At 71.9% G+C, this 15,749-nt stretch carries 14 protein-coding genes; 10 read left to right on the top strand and 4 right to left on the bottom strand.

Annotated features, from left to right (window positions below):
- Positions 1-4: 4 nt before the first annotated feature.
- Positions 5-1,639: a glucose-6-phosphate isomerase gene (gene pgi / locus AB0367_RS15985; protein ID WP_366227039.1), complete on the top strand. Its 1,635-nt coding sequence runs from the start codon at positions 5-7 to the stop codon at positions 1,637-1,639.
- 101 nt (positions 1,640-1,740) lie between these two features.
- A complete protein-coding gene (locus AB0367_RS15980) occupies positions 1,741-2,397 on the top strand; it encodes a hypothetical protein (protein ID WP_366227038.1) in 657 nt (218 codons plus the stop codon).
- Positions 2,398-2,565: 168 nt separating this feature from the next.
- On the opposite strand, the gene AB0367_RS15975 is transcribed toward AB0367_RS15980, so the two are convergent.
- The 3 genes from AB0367_RS15975 to AB0367_RS15965 are packed head-to-tail and all read right to left on the bottom strand — an operon-like array spanning position 2,566 to position 6,896.
- Positions 2,566-4,527 carry an ABC transporter ATP-binding protein gene (locus AB0367_RS15975; RefSeq protein WP_366227037.1) on the bottom strand — a complete coding sequence of 654 codons (1,962 nt, stop codon included), beginning with the start codon at positions 4,525-4,527 and terminating at the stop codon, positions 2,566-2,568.
- Entirely contained in the window at positions 4,524-6,260 is a 1,737-nt protein-coding gene (locus AB0367_RS15970; RefSeq protein WP_366227036.1) for an ABC transporter ATP-binding protein, read from the bottom strand. The genes AB0367_RS15975 and AB0367_RS15970 overlap by 4 nt, the downstream gene beginning before the upstream one ends.
- A 3-nt stretch (positions 6,261-6,263) precedes the next feature.
- The gene (locus tag AB0367_RS15965) at positions 6,264-6,896 is read right to left on the bottom strand and encodes a helix-turn-helix domain-containing protein (protein ID WP_366227035.1); all 633 of its coding nucleotides are present in this window, start codon (positions 6,894-6,896) and stop codon (positions 6,264-6,266) included.
- A gap of 463 nt (positions 6,897-7,359) precedes the next feature.
- On the opposite strand from AB0367_RS15965, the gene AB0367_RS15960 reads away from it, so the two are divergent.
- The 5 genes from AB0367_RS15960 (at position 7,360) to AB0367_RS15940 (ending at position 12,887) form a co-directional block, all read left to right on the top strand.
- A complete protein-coding gene (locus AB0367_RS15960) occupies positions 7,360-8,958 on the top strand; it encodes a hypothetical protein (RefSeq protein WP_366227034.1) in 1,599 nt (532 codons plus the stop codon).
- A 171-nt stretch (positions 8,959-9,129) separates the two neighbouring features.
- Positions 9,130-10,008, top strand: coding sequence for an NAD(P)/FAD-dependent oxidoreductase (locus tag AB0367_RS15955; RefSeq protein WP_366227033.1), 879 nt, complete (start codon positions 9,130-9,132; stop codon positions 10,006-10,008).
- Positions 10,009-10,031: 23 nt separating this feature from the next.
- Positions 10,032-10,991, top strand: coding sequence for an ATP-dependent DNA ligase (locus AB0367_RS15950; RefSeq protein WP_366227032.1), 960 nt, complete (start codon positions 10,032-10,034; stop codon positions 10,989-10,991).
- Positions 10,992-11,024: 33 nt separating this feature from the next.
- A complete protein-coding gene (locus AB0367_RS15945) occupies positions 11,025-11,573 on the top strand; it encodes a GrpB family protein (RefSeq protein ID WP_366227031.1) in 549 nt (182 codons plus the stop codon).
- Positions 11,574-11,651: 78 nt separating this feature from the next.
- Positions 11,652-12,887 carry a sugar efflux transporter gene (locus AB0367_RS15940; RefSeq protein ID WP_366227030.1) on the top strand — a complete coding sequence of 412 codons (1,236 nt, stop codon included), beginning with the start codon at positions 11,652-11,654 and terminating at the stop codon, positions 12,885-12,887.
- Here AB0367_RS15940 and AB0367_RS15935 read toward each other — a convergent pair.
- A complete protein-coding gene (locus AB0367_RS15935; protein WP_366227029.1) occupies positions 12,884-13,651 on the bottom strand; it encodes a methyltransferase domain-containing protein in 768 nt (255 codons plus the stop codon). The genes AB0367_RS15940 and AB0367_RS15935 overlap by 4 nt on opposite strands.
- A gap of 125 nt (positions 13,652-13,776) precedes the next feature.
- Between AB0367_RS15935 and selD the strand changes: the two genes are divergently transcribed.
- From selD to AB0367_RS15920, 3 genes are all read left to right on the top strand, one after another.
- On the top strand, positions 13,777-14,775 hold the full coding sequence (selD, locus tag AB0367_RS15930) for a selenide, water dikinase SelD (protein ID WP_366227028.1): 999 nt from the start codon (positions 13,777-13,779) through the stop codon (positions 14,773-14,775).
- A gap of 100 nt (positions 14,776-14,875) precedes the next feature.
- Positions 14,876-15,277: a DUF2752 domain-containing protein gene (locus tag AB0367_RS15925; RefSeq protein ID WP_366227027.1), complete on the top strand. Its 402-nt coding sequence runs from the start codon at positions 14,876-14,878 to the stop codon at positions 15,275-15,277.
- Between the two features lie 40 nt (positions 15,278-15,317).
- Positions 15,318-15,734, top strand: a complete 417-nt coding sequence (locus AB0367_RS15920) for an RDD family protein (protein ID WP_366227026.1) — start codon at positions 15,318-15,320, stop codon at positions 15,732-15,734.
- Positions 15,735-15,749: the final 15 nt, after the last annotated feature.

Raw genomic sequence — 15,749 nt, 5'->3', positions numbered from 1 at the left:
CCTGATGCCTCGGCTCAACCATCTGCCCGAGTGGTTCGCGCTGGCCAAGCACCGCGCGGAACTCGCAGAGGTGCACCTGCGCGACCTGTTCGCCGAAGACCCCGACCGGGGCAGCCGCTACTCGCTGCGGGCCGGTGACCTGTACCTCGACTACGGCAAGCAGCTGGTCACCGACGAGACCCTGCAACTGCTGCGGGAGCTCGCGGCGGCCCGCGGCGTGTTCGAGCTGCGCGACGCGATGTTCCGCGGCGAAAAGATCAACTTCACCGAGCACCGGGCCGTGCTGCACACCGCGCTGCGGGCGCCTCGGGACGCCGAGATCTTCGTCGACGGCGAGAACGTGGTGCCGAAGGTGCACGCGGTGCTCGACCGGATGGCGGCGTTCGCCGACCGCGTCCGCTCGGGCGAGTGGGTCGGGCACACCGGCGAACGGATCACCACGATCGTCAACATCGGCATCGGCGGCTCCGACCTGGGCCCCGCGATGGCCTACGAGGCCCTGCGCGCGTACACGGACCGCTCACTGGCGTTCCGGTTCGTGTCCAACGTCGACGGCGCCGATCTGCATGAGGCCCTCCGCGACGCCGACCCGGCCCGCACGCTGTTCATCGTGTCGTCCAAGACGTTCACGACGATCGAGACGATCACCAACGCGACGGCCGCGCGCACATGGCTGGTCGAGGCGCTCGGCGACGAGGCCGCGGTGGCCAAGCACTTCGTCGCGGTGTCGACCAACGCCGGCGAGGTCGCCAAGTTCGGCATCGACACGACGAACATGTTCGAGTTCTGGGACTGGGTCGGCGGCCGCTACTCCTACGACTCCGCCATCGGCCTGTCGCTCATGATCGCGCTGGGACCGGACGGGTTCCGCGCCATGCTCGACGGGTTCCACCTCATGGACGAGCACTTCCGCACGGCGCCGCCCGAATCGAACGCGCCGCTGCTGCTCGGCCTCCTCGGGATCTGGTACCGCGACTTCCACGACGCCCAGACCCACGCCGTGCTGCCGTACAGCCACTATCTGTCGCGGTTCACGGCCTACCTGCAGCAGCTCGACATGGAGTCCAACGGCAAGTCCGTCGACCGCGACGGCAGGCCGGTCCAGTGGGCGACGGGCCCGATCGTGTGGGGCACCCCCGGCACCAACGGCCAGCACGCCTACTACCAGCTGATCCACCAGGGCACCGCGCTCATCCCCGCCGACCTGCTGGGCTTCGCGCGCCCGGTGGCCGAGCTCGGCGACCTCGGCGGCCAGCACGACCTGCTGATGGCCAACCTGTTCGCGCAGGGCCAGGCCCTGGCCTTCGGCAAGTCGTCGGAGCAGGTCGCCGCGGAGGGCGTGGCGGATGCCGAGGTCCCGCACCGCATGTTCCACGGCAACCGGCCCACGACGACGATCCTGGCCGACGAGCTCACGCCGTCGGTGCTGGGCCAGCTGATCGCCCTGTACGAGCACAAGGTCTTCGTCCAGGGCGCCATCTGGGACATCGACTCGTTCGACCAGTGGGGCGTCGAGCTGGGCAAGGTCCTGGCCAAGCGCATCGAGCCGGCGCTGACGTCGCCGTCCCCGGACCTGTCGGCCCTGGACTCGTCGACCGCGGCGCTCGTGGGCCGCTACCGCGAGCTGCGCGGCCGCTGACCCCTTCCCGCGCGGGGCGATCGCCGATCGCCCCGCGCACGGCGGCGAGGCGGTGTGGATATCGGGATGGAATGCAGGTCCGTCCGGGTTAGCCTCGCCGGGTGAGTTTCAGCGCCTACGCCAGCCTCGTTCGCTGCCCGACGCCGCTCTATCGATACCGGCTGGTGGCGTTTCGGTCCTGCGTGCAGATGTACCAGCCGATCGGCTTCCACGCGACCCTGAGCTACCTGGAAGCGCTGGCTGGGCCGTTCGAGCGCGACGAGGCGGCATTGCTGCGCGCGCTCGACATCCTGTGCGCGAGCCGGGCCGCCTGGCACGCCGCGCTGGGCGAGTACGCGGCGCAGCGCCGCGCCGCCAAACGTCGGGGGCAGCGAAGCCCGCACCCGGACGATCCGAACCCGAATCATGCCCCTCGGTTCTGGTACGGTGCGCCGCGCCAGGCCGCCGTGCATGCCTTGACGTTCTGGCGTCGCGACCGCCTGCCCGCCCTGCTGGCCTGGTCCGACCCGATCGCCGCACAGATTGATTCGTGTGTCACCGCCTGCCTCGCGACCGGAGGACCTCTCACACCCGCCGAACGGCGACATCTGGCGGACGCGGTCGACGTGCTCCAGTGGCGGCTTCAGACCGGCCTATGGCGTGACGACAGGCCCGCCTACTTTCGGACGGCGGGTCTGTTGCAGGTGGCTCGGCTCATCCGCACCGCCGCGGACACCCCAGAGGTCCCCGCCCACGCGGAAGCATGCGACGGATGCTGATCCTTTCCGGTCAGACACCCGGCGTGACGCTATGGCGGCTGCCACTGCTCGGCATGCAGCCGCGCCACAGGGACGGCTGATCACGATCAAAAACGGACGCGCTGCCGGTTGACCACCGCACCGCCCATGACGCGTCACGGGCGGTGCGGTGCTCGTCCAGGCGAGCGGTCAGTCGACCTCGACCGCGGCGGCGGCGAACTGGGCGGAGTACAGGCGGGCGTAGACACCGTCCGCGGCGAGCAGGGAGTCGTGCGTGCCCTGCTCGACGATGCTGCCGTGCTCCATGACCAGGATCAGGTCGGCGTCGCGGATGGTGGACAGGCGGTGGGCGATGACGAAGCTCGTCCGGCCCGCGCGCAGGGTGCTCATCGCGCGCTGGATGAGGACCTCCGTGCGGGTGTCGACGGAGCTCGTCGCCTCGTCCAGGATGAGGATCGTCGGCTCGGCCAGGAACGCGCGGGCGATCGTGATGAGCTGCTTCTCCCCCGCGCTGACGCCGGCGCCCTCCTCGTCGATGACCGTCTCGTAGCCCTCGGGGAGAGTGCGCACGAACCGGTCGGCGTGCGCGGCCTCGGCGGCCGCGACGATCTTCTCCGGGGTGGGGTGGTCGGCGCCGTACGCCAGGTTCTCCGCGATCGTGCCCTGGAACAACCAGGTGTCCTGCAGCACCATGCCGATCTGTTCGCGCAGCTCGTCGCGCGACATCGTGGCGATGTCGACGTCGTCGAGCAGGATCCGGCCGCCGGTCAGGTCGTAGAACCGCATGATGAGGTTGACCAGCGTGGTCTTGCCGGCGCCGGTCGGGCCGACGATCGCGACGGTCTGGCCCGGCTCGACGCTCAGCGACAGGTCCTCGATGAGCGGCTCCTCGGTCTTGTACCGGAACGAGACGTGCTCGAACGTGACCTTGCCGCGGATCTGCTCCGGGTGGACCGGCGCGGCCGGCTCCGGGGTCTGCTCGGCCGCGTCGAGCAGACCGAACACCCGCTCGGCCGAGGCGATGCCGGACTGCACGAGGTTGGCCATGCTGGCCACCTGCGTCAGCGGCTGGGAGAACTGCCGGGAGTACTGGATGAACGCCTGCACGTCGCCCAGCGACATCGTGCCGGAGGCCACGCGCAGGCCGCCGACGACGGCGACGAGCACGTAGTTGAGGTTGCCGATGAACATCATCGCGGGCTGAATCAGGCCGGAGATGAACTGGGCGCGGAACGACGAGGCGAACAGGGTCTCGTTGTGCTCCTCGAACGTGCGGGCGGCCTCCTCCTGCCGGCCGAAGATCTTCACGACCGAGTGCCCGGTGAACATCTCCTCGATGTGGCCGTTGAGCCGGCCGGTGCTCGCCCACTGCTTGACGAACTCCGGCTGGGACTTCTTGCCGATGCGGGCGGTGATGAACACCGACACCGGCACGGTGACCAGCGCGATGACGGCCAGCAGCGGGGAGATCCAGAACATCATGCCGAGGACCGCGATGATGGTCAGCAGCGACGTGAGCAGCATGCTCAGCGACTGCTGCAGCGTCATCGCGATGTTGTCGGTGTCGTTGGTGGCGCGGCTGAGCACCTCCCCGCGGGGCTGCTGGTCGAAGTAGCTCAGCGGCAGCCGGGCGAGCTTGAGCTGGACCTGCTCACGCAGCCGGAAGACGGTGCGCTGCACGACGACCGTGGTGAGCCGGGCCTGCAGCAGACCGAAGATCCAGGCGAAGAGGTACACCACCGCGACCCACAACAGGACCCGCTCGAGCCGGTCGAAGTCGATGCCCCGGCCCGGCACCAGGTTGGTCATGCCCGACAGCAGGTCGGCGAAGCGGCCGTTGCCCTGCGCGCGCAGGGCCTCGATCGCCTGCTCCTTCGTCGTGCCGGCGGGGATCCGCTTGCTGACGATGCCCTCGAAGATGACGTCGGTGGCGTGGCCGAGCAGCCGCGGGCCGAGCACCGACAGCACGACGCTGGCGATGCCGAACACCAGCACCACGCAGACGATGAACCGGTCGGGGGCGAGCATCTTCAGCAGCCGCTTGGTGGAGCCCTTGAAGTCGTCGAGCTTCACCGGCGGTCCGCCGCCCATCATCATCCGGCCGGGGCCGAACCCCGGGCCGCCGCCGCCGGGTCTGGCTGGTGCCGTCATGCCGCCGCCTCCTGCTCGGTGAGCTGGGACAGGACGATCTCGCGGTAGGTCTCGTTGTCGTCCATGAGTTCCTGGTGGGTGCCGGTGCCGACCACGCGGCCCTCGTCGAGCACGACGATGCGGTCGGCGTCGCGGATGGTGCTGACCCGCTGGGCGACGATGACCACCGTCGCGTCGGCGATCTCGGCGCGCAGCGCCTCGCGCAGGGCCGCGTCCGTGGCGTAGTCCAGCGCGGAGAACGAGTCGTCGAACAGGTAGATCTCGGGGCGGGCGACCAGGGTCCGGGCGATCGCCAGGCGCTGGCGCTGCCCGCCGGAGACGTTGGTGCCGCCCTGCGCGATCGGCGCGGCGAGCCCCTCGGGCATGGCGCGGACGAAGCCGGCCGCCTGGGCGACCTCCAGGGCCTGCCAGAGCTCCTCGTCGGTGGCGTCGGGCCGGCCGTAGCGCAGGTTGGACGCGACGGTGCCGGAGAACAGGTACGGCTTCTGCGGCACCATGCTCACGGTCCGCGCCAGCAGCGCGGGGTCGAGCCGGCGCACGTCGACACCGTCGACGAGCACGGTGCCGCCGGTGGCGTCGAACAGCCGCGGCACGAGGTTGAGCAGCGTCGTCTTCCCGGCGCCCGTACTGCCGATGATCGCGGTCGTCTGCCCCGGGTGCGCGACGAGGTCGACGCCGGCGAGCACGGCCGACTCCGCGCCCGGGTAGTGGAACGACACGCCGCGCAGCTCGAGCTCGCCGTGGACGTCGAGGCTCGTGACCGGCTCCCGCGGCGGTTGGACGCTGGACTCGGCGCCGAGGACCTCCTGGATGCGCTCGGCGCACACCTCGGCCCGCGGGATCATGACGAACATGAACGTCGCCATCATCACCGACATGAGAATCTGCATGAGGTAGCTCAGGAACGCCGTCAGCGCGCCGACCTCCATGCCGCCGCTGTCGATGCGCTGCGCGCCGAACCACAGCACGAGGATGCTGGAGGCGTTGACGACGAGCATGACGGTCGGGAACATCAGCGCCATCAGCCGGCCCACGGCCAGCGACACATCACGCAGGTCGGCGTTGGTCTCGGCGAAGCGGACCCGCTCCCGCTCGTCACGGACGAACGCGCGGATGACCCGGATGCCGGTGATCTGCTCGCGGATGACCCGGTTGACCACGTCGATGCGCACCTGCATGAGCCGGAACAGCGGCCGCATCCGCACCACGATGAGCGCGATCAGGCCGATGAGCACCGGCGTGACCACGAGCAGCAGCCCGGACAGCGGCACGTCCTGCTTGAGCGCCAGGATGATGCCGCCGAGGCACATGATCGGGGCCGACACCATGAGCGTGAACGTCATCAGGACCAGCATCTGGACCTGCTGGATGTCGTTGGTGGTGCGCGTGATCAGCGACGGGGCGCCGAGCTCGCCGACCTCCCGGGCGCTGAGCCGCTGCACCTGGGCGAACAGGCCGGCCCGCACGTCGCGCCCGAGCGCCATCGCCGTCCGCGCGCCGAAGTAGACCGCAGCGGCCGAGCACACGATCTGCACGAGCGTCACGGCGAGCATGAAGCCGCCGATGCGCAGGATGTAGCCGGTGTCGCCGGTGATGACTCCGCGGTCGATGATGTCGGCGTTGAGGGTCGGCAGGTAGAGGGTGGCGAGCGTCTGCACCAGTTGCAGCACCACCACCAGGGTGATCGGCCCGCGATAGGGCCGTAGGTACGTTCTCAGCAGACGGATCAGCATCGGTCAGGCTTCTCCAGGGTCGCTTGGTGCGCCGGGATGTTTGAGCAGGCCGTCGAGCAGGATGGTGACGATCTCGTCGGGCGTGAACAGCTCCTCGTTGGGCAGCTCACCCCGCACCGTGTTCACGACCAGGGCGAACAGCAGCCGGGCGGTGGTGTCGGGGCTGCGCCGCAGCAGCGCCCGGTCGGGCTCGACCAGCGCGGCGACGGCCTCGGTGAGCCGGCGGCGGCCCTCCATCAGCACCGCCATCGGCGACTCTTCGGCCGGGCACGGCATGGTCCGGGCGAGCATCATCAGCTGTACCGAACCCTCGACCCGGCGAATCAGGATCGCCGCCGCGTCGTTGAGCCGCTCCCGCAGCGGCGCCCGCGGATCGATCGCCGACAGCTCCCGCAGCACCGGGCCGGGCTCGAAGGCGCGGCACAGTGCGGCGGACAGCAGGGACGCCTTGTCCGGGAAGACGCCGAAGATGGTGCCTTCCGCGACGCCGGCGGCCTCGGCGATCTGCCGGGTCGTCACCGCCACGCCGTGGGTGCGCAGCAGCGGCAGCGTCGCGGCGATGAGCGCCGCTCGCCGATCGTCGGGCGCCAGTGCGGGCACCCGTCGCCGTCGACCCTGCTGCCGGTTCGCATTCACGGCGACACTCTAATGAGCGAGCACTCACTCAGACAACCGGGTTTCTCCGAGGGCGAACCAGGGGGACACCTCCGCGACCTTGCCGCAACGCTTCGTGACGGGGCGCGGCTCCCGGATGTCTCCAGGATGGCCGCAACGAGCCGTAGAGGTGCCCGGAATGCGCGACGCCGACGAGGAAGCCAGGCTGTCGGCCCCGCACAGCTACGGCGCGCTTGACGCGCCCCGCCTCACCGAGCTCGACGACCGGACCCGGCTGGCGGCATCGATCGTGACCGGCAGTGGTTCGCCGGCAAGACCGGCATCGCCGAGGACCAGACGCCCCGTAACGTCTCCTTCCGCGCGCACACCATACCCGCCCGCCGGCCGCTCGTGGTGCCCGTCGCGATCGACCCTCGCGGGTCCGCCGCCCGCAATCGCCCGGGGGTGGGCGTTTGCCGGTCGGGGCCCGGGTAGAGCGCCGCCCGTGCTGACGAACCTCGCCCACCTGGACTCGCTGCGGGTCCGCATCGCGCCGCCCGCCATCGCCGGGCACACCACCTACCGCCTCTCCGAGGAGCCGCAGGTCGAGGTCGTGTGGACCTACGCGGGGCGGCTGCCCGACGACAGCTACCTGCCCTGCGGGGGCGGCGAGCGAGCCACGGACGGCGACTACACCCAGGGCGCGTTCAACGCCGACGACATCGCCCGGGCGGCCGTGGTGTACACCAGGCACTGGCGGGCGACCGGCGCGGCGACCAGCCGCGCGGCGGCGCGGCAACTGCTGCGCGGGCTGTGCTTCCTGCAGACCGCGCCGCAGGACGACACCGATCCGCGGGCCGGCAACGTGGTGCTGTGGCAGCAGCCCGACGGGCGGCTCAACGCCAGCGCCGAGCCGCCCGAGCCGCCCGACCCGTCCGACAGCGGCGAGTCGGCCTGGCTGGCCCGCACGATCTGGGCGCTGGGCGAGGGCTACGCCGCCTTCCACGGCGACGATCCGGCGTTCGCGGCGTTCCTGCGGGTGCGGCTGCGGCTGGCCGCCGGGGCGGTGCGGCGGCAGGTGCTGTGCCGGTACGGCCAGTGGCGCCTCGTCGACGACATGTCCACGCCCGCGTGGCTCATCGCCAACGGTGCCGACCTGACCGGCGAGGCGATGCTGGGGCTGTGCGAGTACACCCGGATCAGCGACGACGAGGACGCCCGCAAGGTCCTGGAGCAACTCGCCGAGGGAGTCACCGCGATGCGCACCGGCACGCCGTGGACATGGCCGTTCGGGGCGGTGCTGCCGTCCGGGCTCTCGCGCACCGAATGGCACGCCTGGGCCGGGCTGGCACCGGCGGCGCTGGCGCGCGTGTACGAGGTGTGCGGCGACCTGGCGGCCCGCGACGCGGCGCTGGCGGACGCGGCGTCGTTCACCCCGCACCTGCTCGTGGGCCGCGGACCGGACAACCTGCGGGTGGCGATGCCGGGCGCGCGGGAGGCGCTGACGCTCGACGGGGTGCAGCTGGCCTACGGCGCGCACTCGCGGGTCGAGTCGCTGCTGGCCACGGGCCGGGCGACCGGGCGACCGGCGCTGAGCACCCTGGCCGGCGTCGCCGGGTCGTGGTTCTTCGGCAACAACCCGGCGGGTGCCCCGATGTACGACCCGGCGACCGGGATCACCTACGACGGCATCGACGTCGAGGACGCCGCCGGTGGCGGGGCCGGGGTGGTGCACCGCGACTCCGGGGCCGAGTCCACGATCCACGGGCTGCTGGCGATGCTGGCCCTGGACTCCGAGCCGCACGCGGCGGCGGTCGCCCGGATCGCCGAGCCGACCGTGCGCATCGAAGGATCGCAGATGCACTCGATGGCCTTGTCCCACCCGCTGACCGGCGCGCACCTGACCCTGCTGCGCAGCATGGCCACCAGCACCCGCGCCGCCGACGTGGTGGTGCCCGGCGACGCCCCGGCGACGGTGAGCGTCAACGACCCGGGCGGCGAGGAGCTGGAGCACTACACGACGACGGCGGGCCGGATCCGGGTGCTGGTCCCGGCCGGCGGCTTCACCACCGTCGTCCAGCCCGGCCGCTACGACACGCCCTGAGACCAGCGGCCGTAGTCCCCGGTGCGCTTGCGCGCGCTCCAGCTCCATCTTGCCAATTTGGCAAAGTTCTTTGCCAAAACGGCCTGACCGGGGCATGGTCGAAGACATGAGCGGTATGCAGCGATTCGGGTCTGGCTCGGACCGCCGCCGGAGCGCAGCGGAGGTATCGGTATGACCGAGCAGTACGACGTGATCGTCATCGGCGGCGGCGCGGCTGGGCTGAGCGGTGCGCTGGCCCTGGCCCGGGCGCGGCGCCGGGTCCTGGTCGTCGACAGCGGGCAGCCCCGCAACGCGCCGGCCGCGGCAGTGCACAGCTACCTCGGGCGGGAGAACACCCCGCCGGGACAGCTGCTGGAGATCGGGCGGGCCGAGGCGCGCGGGTACGGCGCGCAGTTCGCCGACGGTGTCGTCACGAACACGCGGCGCGAGGGCGACGGCTTCCAAGTGGAGCTCGCCGGCGGCACGAGCCGCACGGCGCGGCGGCTGCTGGTCACCACCGGGCTCACCGACGAGCTGCCGGACATCCCCGGGCTGGCCGAGGGCTGGGGGCGGCGCGTGCTGCACTGCCCGTACTGCCACGGCTGGGAGGTCCGCGACCGGCCCCTCGGCGTCATCGCCACCGGCGTCCTCGCCGCGCACCAGGCGCTGCTGTGGACGCAGTGGACCGACGACGTCGTGCTGTTCACGAACCATCGCGAAACGCAGGACATCTCGCCCAAGGTGCGAGTGGTCGAGGGCGAGGTCGTGGGCGTCGACGACGTGGGCGTACACCTGCGGGACGGAACCGTCGTGGCGCGGGAGGTGGTCGCCGTGCAGACCAGGATGGCCGCACGGGCCGGGTTCCTCGACGGGCTCGGCCTCGAAACCGCCGGCCTCGAGATGCACGGCGAGGTGATCGCCACCTACGTGCCCGCCGATCCCATGGGCAAGACCGCCGTGGAAGGCGTGTGGGTGGCCGGCAACGTCGCCGACCCCATGGCGCACGCCATCGTGGCGGCCGGCGCGGGACTGAAGGCGGCCGCCGCGATCAACATGGACCTGCTGGAATAGCGCTCACCCGATACGGTGTGACGGTGGGCACCGCGGAGGAACGCGACGGGGTCGCGCTGACCAACCTGGACCAGCCGCTCTTCGAGGGGGCCGGCGCCAGCAAGCGCGACCTCGTCGACTACCTCGACGCCGTGCGCGACCGGATCATCCCGGTGCTGGCCGACCGGCCGCTGTCGGTGGTGCGCATCATGCGCGGCCAGGAGTCGTTCATGCAGAAGAACGTCCCGAAGTACACCCCGGAATGGGTCCGGACGGTCAACATGTGGGCCGAGACGTCGAAGCGGGACGTCGCCTACGCGCTGTGCGACGACCGGCGCACGCTGCTGTGGTTCGCCAACCAGAGGGCCGTGGAGTACCACCCGACGCTCGTGCGCGCCGACGACTGGGCGCACACCACGCACCTGGTCCTGGACCTCGACCCGCCGGAGGGCACGACGGACTTCGGGATCGTGGTGCGGGCGGCCCGGCTGGTCCGCGAGACGCTGCGGGAGGCCGGCCTCACCGGCGCGGTGAAGACCAGCGGCGCGAAGGGCCTGCACGTCTTCGTGCCGATCCGGCCCACGCCGATGCAGGACGTGGCCGCGGCCACCCGGGCGATCGCGGCGCGCGCGGAGCGGCTCGACCCCGGCCTCGCCACCACCGCGTTCATCCGCGAGGACCGGCACGGCAAGGTGTTCCTCGACCCCACCCGGGTCGGCGGTGCGACGGTCGTGTGCGCCTACAGCCCGCGGCTGCGGCCGGGCTGCCCGGTGTCGTATCCGCTGGACTGGGCCGACCTCGACGGCGTCTCCCCGCGTGACTTCACCGTCCACACCGTGCCCGGCCTGCTCGGCGCCGCCGACCCGTGGGCCGAGCGGATGCCGGCGCCGCAGGACGTGCCCGCCGACCTCATCGCGGAAGGCGACACCATCCCCGTGCCCCGCGTGCAGGCCATGCACGAGGGCAAGCGGCGCGCCCGGGCCCGCCGCGAGTCCGCGTCATAACCCCGGAAACCCCGGATCCGGTACGGTCCACGCGTGCCGATCCACATCGACCCCTCCGCCGCGGGCTGGCGGGCGCGCGGCCTGGAGCTGGCCGCCGAGGTCCACGCCGCCGCGGCGCCGCTGTCGCTGCGCGTGGAGCACATCGGCAGCACCGCGATCCCGGGCATGGCCGCCAAGCCGGTGTATGACCTGCAGCTGAGCGTCGCCGCGTTCTCCCCCGCCCTGGACACGCCGCTCGCCGCGGCCGGCTTCGCCCGCGGCCCGTACGAGCACGACCACGTCCCCGCGGGCCGCGGAGACGCCCCGGACCTGTGGCGCAAGCGCTTCTACACCCGTGACTCCCCGGAGCCGGTCAACCTCCACGTGCGCCTGGCCGGCTCACCCAACGAGCGCCTGGCCCTGCTGTTCCGCGACTGGCTGCGCGCGCACCCGGCCGCGGTGGCCGCGTACGCCGCGTTCAAGACCACCCTCGCCGGGCACCTCGACGACCTGGGCGCCTACACCGACGTCAAGGACCCGGTCGTGGACCTCGTCGTCGCCGCGGCCGAGGACTGGGCGGCGGCGACCGGCTGGCGCCCTTGAGCGGTGCACGCAGTGACGTACGAGACTTCCGGCCGTTATTAGGCAGAGTGCCTGCCCTGAATCGCGTAAGGTGCGGCCGTGGTTTCGGGCATTAGCGTCGAGGCGCCGGCCGGCGCCGCCGGGCGGACCGGGCGCACGCTGGTGCCGCTCGGCATCATGTTCTTCTTCGTCGGGCTGTCGACCGCGCTCGTCGGGCCGTTCATCGCGCTGTTCCTGAGCTCCGAGGTGCACGCCGGGCCGGCCCGGGTCGGCGCGTTCCTCGTCGCCGGGCCGCTGGCCATGGTGGCGTCGTCGTCGGTGCTCGGGCGGCTGTCCGACCGCCGCCCGATCCGGCGCCGGCTGATGCTGTCCGCCGCCCTCGCCGGCTGCGCGGGCTCGATCGCGACCGCGTTCGTGCGCGAGTACTGGGTGCTGTTCGCGCTGACCATCTCGCTGACCGCGATCAGCGGCGCGCTGTTCCCGCAGGCCTTCGCCTACGCCCGCGAGGTGCTGCAGCAGCGCGGCTCGGCCCGGGCCGCGATGGCGATCAGCACGCTGCGGACGCTGTTCTCGGTCGCCTGGGTGGCCGGGCCGCCCGTGGCCGCGTTCCTGGTGCAGGCCGGGGGTTTCCGGGTGCTGTACCTCACCGCGGCCGTCATGTACGTCGTCGCCGCCGCGGTCGTGCTGCTGCGCCTCGATGAGGTCTCGCCGCCGGCGCACGTCGAGCGGCCGCCGGCCCGCAAGGCAAGGGTGTCGGTGCTGCTCGTGGTCACCGCGTTCGCGCTCATGCAGGCCGCGGGGGTGCTCGGCGTGCAGGCGATGTCGCTGTACCTCGGCCACGTCCTGCACGCCCAGGTCCGCGACACCGGCCTCGTGCTCGGCCTGTGCGCGGCCCTGGAGATCCCGCTCATGCTGGGCTTCGGCGCGCTGTCGGCCCGCTTCCCGCTGCGTCGCCTGATCATCCTCGGCGCCGCGATCGGCGTGCTCTACTACGCCCTCGTCACGCTCGCCACGCACAGCTGGCAGGTGGCGGCGCTGCAACTGCTGAACGCGGGCTTCATCGCCGCCGTGCAGGGCCTGGGCATCTCCTACGTCCAGGAGCTGCTGCCCGGCGAGCCCGGCCGCGCGGCGACGCTGGCCAGCAACGCGTTCCCGATCGCGGCGATCCTGGCCGGGCCGCTGCTGGGCCTGGCCGCGAACTTCGGCTACCGCTACGCCTACGCGGCGGGCACCCTGCTGTGCCTCGCCGGCCTCGCGCTGCTGTTCGCCACGGGCCGCCGCCCGGCCGATCGCGGGACGCCGGAGGTCGCCGCCGCCACGGCCGGGAAGAGCTAGCTCGGCTTCACCGCGCTGGTGAGGAAGAACGTGACGGCATAGAGGAAGCGGCCGGCACGGATGGCCCGGTCGACCTCCACCTCGAACACCGCCGCCCGTGCGGGTTCGAGCAGGCCCCGTTTCGCAGCGGTGGCCGCCCACGTCCGCAGGCCCATCACATGGTCGACGGCATTGGGGTCGCGCACCACCAGCGTGCGGGTCTCGACGACGACGTCGGTCATCCCGAGCGTCGCGAGTATGCCGGCATGACGGTGGGCGAGGGTACCGTTGCGCAGCGCATGGTCGGCCCGGAACCGCAGCACGGCACGGGCGACGTCCTGATCCTCGATATCGAGGACCTGCGTGTCATAGTCGGGATCGGCGAGCACGATGCGCCCGCCGGGCACGGTGACACGGACCATCTCGGCAACGGCCGCCCGCGGGTCAGCGAGATGTTGCAGGACCCGATCGGCCATGGCGCCGGCGAACGTCGCGGCGGCGAACGGCAGCCGAGCCGCATCGGCGACGGCCACCCGGGTCAGGCCTCGGGACTGGGCGGCACGCGCCATCGTATGGGCGTGGTCGACGACCACCATCTCGATCCCGTGCTCATCGGCCAGCCGAGCCGCGTTGGCGCCGGTGCCCGCGCCCACATCCAGACAGCGGCCGGGCGCGGCCGGCGCCAGAAGTTCCCGCAACCGTGCCTTGTACGAGGCGTAGAACGGCTCGGCGTCCAGGACGTCAAGAACCCTGACCCAGTCGTCCGGACGGTCCTGGCCGTCCACATCGACGAACCCGTGCGTCTGGAACTGGTTCTGCGCAGCGGCCCCCATCACGGGCAGCAGCCTACTGGCGGGCAACCGGCCAACGACATCGAGTTATGCAGTACGGCTGCCTTACAGTGGATCATATGACCCAGACGATCCGGCTCACCGGCTACGCGCACGGCGGCGGCTGTGCCTGCAAGATCCCGCCCGGCGAGCTGGAGGCGGTGGTCGCCGGCCTGCTGGGCGGCGGCGCGCCGCAGGGGCCGGGTGAGCTGATCGTCGGGCTCGACGACGGCGACGACGCGGCGGTCGTGTCGCTGTCCGGCGGCACCGCGGTGGTCGCCACCGCCGACTTCTTCACGCCGGTCGTCGACGACGCCTACGACTGGGGGCGCATCGCGGCGGCCAACGCGCTGTCCGACGTCTACGCGATGGGCGGCCGTCCGGTGGTCGCCGTGAACCTGCTCGCCTGGCCGCGCGAGGTGCTGCCGATGACGCTGGCCGCGGCGGTACTGCGGGGCGGCCTGGACATCGCCCGCGAGGCCGGCTGTCACGTGGCGGGCGGGCACTCCGTCGACGATCCGGAGCCGAAGTACGGCATGGCGGTCACCGGCATCGCCGACCCGGATCGCCTGCTGCGCAACGACCGCGGCCGCCCCGGCCTGCCGCTGACGCTGACCAAGCCGCTCGGCATCGGCGTGCTCAACAGCCGGCACAAGGCCACCGGCGAGTCGTTCCCACACGCGGTCGAGGCGATGACCACGCTCAACCGGGCGGCCTCGGAGGCGGCGCTGGCGGCCGACGCCGAGTGCGCCACCGACGTGACCGGCTTCGGGCTGCTCGGACACCTGCACAAGCTCGCGCGGGCCAGCGGGGTCACCGCGGTGCTCGAGGCGGCCGCCGTGCCCTACCTCGACGGCGCCCGCCGCGCTCTCGCCGACGGCTTCGTCAGCGGCGGTACCCGGCGCAACCTCGACTGGGTCCGCCCGCACCTCGACGCCGGCACCACGCCGGAGGATGAGCTGCTGCTGCTCGCCGACGCGCAGACCTCCGGCGGCCTGCTCGTGGCGGGCGAACTGCCCGGCTATCCGGTCATCGGCGAGCTCGTCCCGTTCACCGGCTCGACATTGCGGGTTCGCTAGCTGGGAGGACGATCCCGAGGATCATGCATTCGGCCGATCCAAAGTGACGTCGATCACCAACTAAGATCATCACTTACTACGTCGAGCTACGGGGTCTCAGGTGCGCAGGCAGTACTCGATACCGGAGCGCCTGGGCGGGTTCGGTGTCGCCGTCGCGAGCGCGGCGGCGCTCTGGCCGGCGGTCAGCACCGGAACAGGCCTCGGCCTGCCGTGCCCGCTGCGCTGGGCGACCGGCATCCCGTGCCCCGGATGCGGGCTCACCACCGCGGCGGTGGACCTGACGCACGGCCGCATCCTGGCCTCGCTCGGCGACAACCCGGCGGCCCTGGGTCTGGCGATCCTGACGGCCGTGACGGTCCCGATGGTCGTCCTGCGGCATCTCGGCCTGGTCGCCTTGCCGGCGCCCTGGCCGGCCCGGACCCGCCGCAGGGTCGAGGTGGCCGCGCTCGTCGCCGCCACGGCGAGCTGGTGCTTCCAGCTCCACCGGTTCGGATTCATCTGAGCCGTTTGTATCCCCAACCCCCTGAGGAGCAATACCCCCGATGAACTATGCAAACTGGATCCAGCGCGTCGGCGCGTACCTGATCGACGCCGCTCCCGCGGTGATTCTCAGCCTCCTCGGCAACGTGATCGCCGGCCCGTCGGTCGCTTCCGACGGCATGGCGAGCGGTCCGGGCCCGCTGTACTTCGTCTTCCTCCTGCTGGCGTTCGCGTGGCTCGTCTACAACCGCTGGATCCTCGGCGGCCAGGGCGCCAGCCTCGGCAAGAAGGCGCTCGGCCTGCGGCTGTTCAAGGAGCAGACCGGCCAGCCGCTCGGCTTCGGCGGCGCCTTCCTGCGCGACCTCGGCCACATCGTCGACAGCGTCATCTGCTACGTCGGCTGGCTGTTCCCGCTGTGGGACCAGAAGCGGCAGACGATCGCCGACAAGATCGTCGGTTCGGTGGTCACCAAGGGCTGATGACGGCCCGCCGCG

It is taken from the genome of Dactylosporangium sp. NPDC051484 (assembly GCF_040689395.1).
Lineage (GTDB): Bacteria > Actinomycetota > Actinomycetes > Mycobacteriales > Micromonosporaceae > Dactylosporangium.
Note: the sequence above shows the minus strand (reverse complement) of the source record. Positions and strands in the feature narration are given on the sequence as shown.

Coding starts and splice junctions, on each gene's coding strand:
- AB0367_RS15955 (WP_366227033.1), top strand. CDS start 9,130: ATGACCGAGCAGTACGACGTGATCGTCATCGGCGGCGGCGCGGCTGGG.
- pgi (WP_366227039.1), top strand. CDS start 5: ATGCCTCGGCTCAACCATCTGCCCGAGTGGTTCGCGCTGGCCAAGCAC.
- AB0367_RS15920 (WP_366227026.1), top strand. CDS start 15,318: ATGAACTATGCAAACTGGATCCAGCGCGTCGGCGCGTACCTGATCGAC.
- selD (WP_366227028.1), top strand. CDS start 13,777: ATGACCCAGACGATCCGGCTCACCGGCTACGCGCACGGCGGCGGCTGT.
- AB0367_RS15975 (WP_366227037.1), bottom strand. CDS start 4,527: ATGACGGCACCAGCCAGACCCGGCGGCGGCGGCCCGGGGTTCGGCCCC.
- AB0367_RS15970 (WP_366227036.1), bottom strand. CDS start 6,260: ATGCTGATCCGTCTGCTGAGAACGTACCTACGGCCCTATCGCGGGCCG.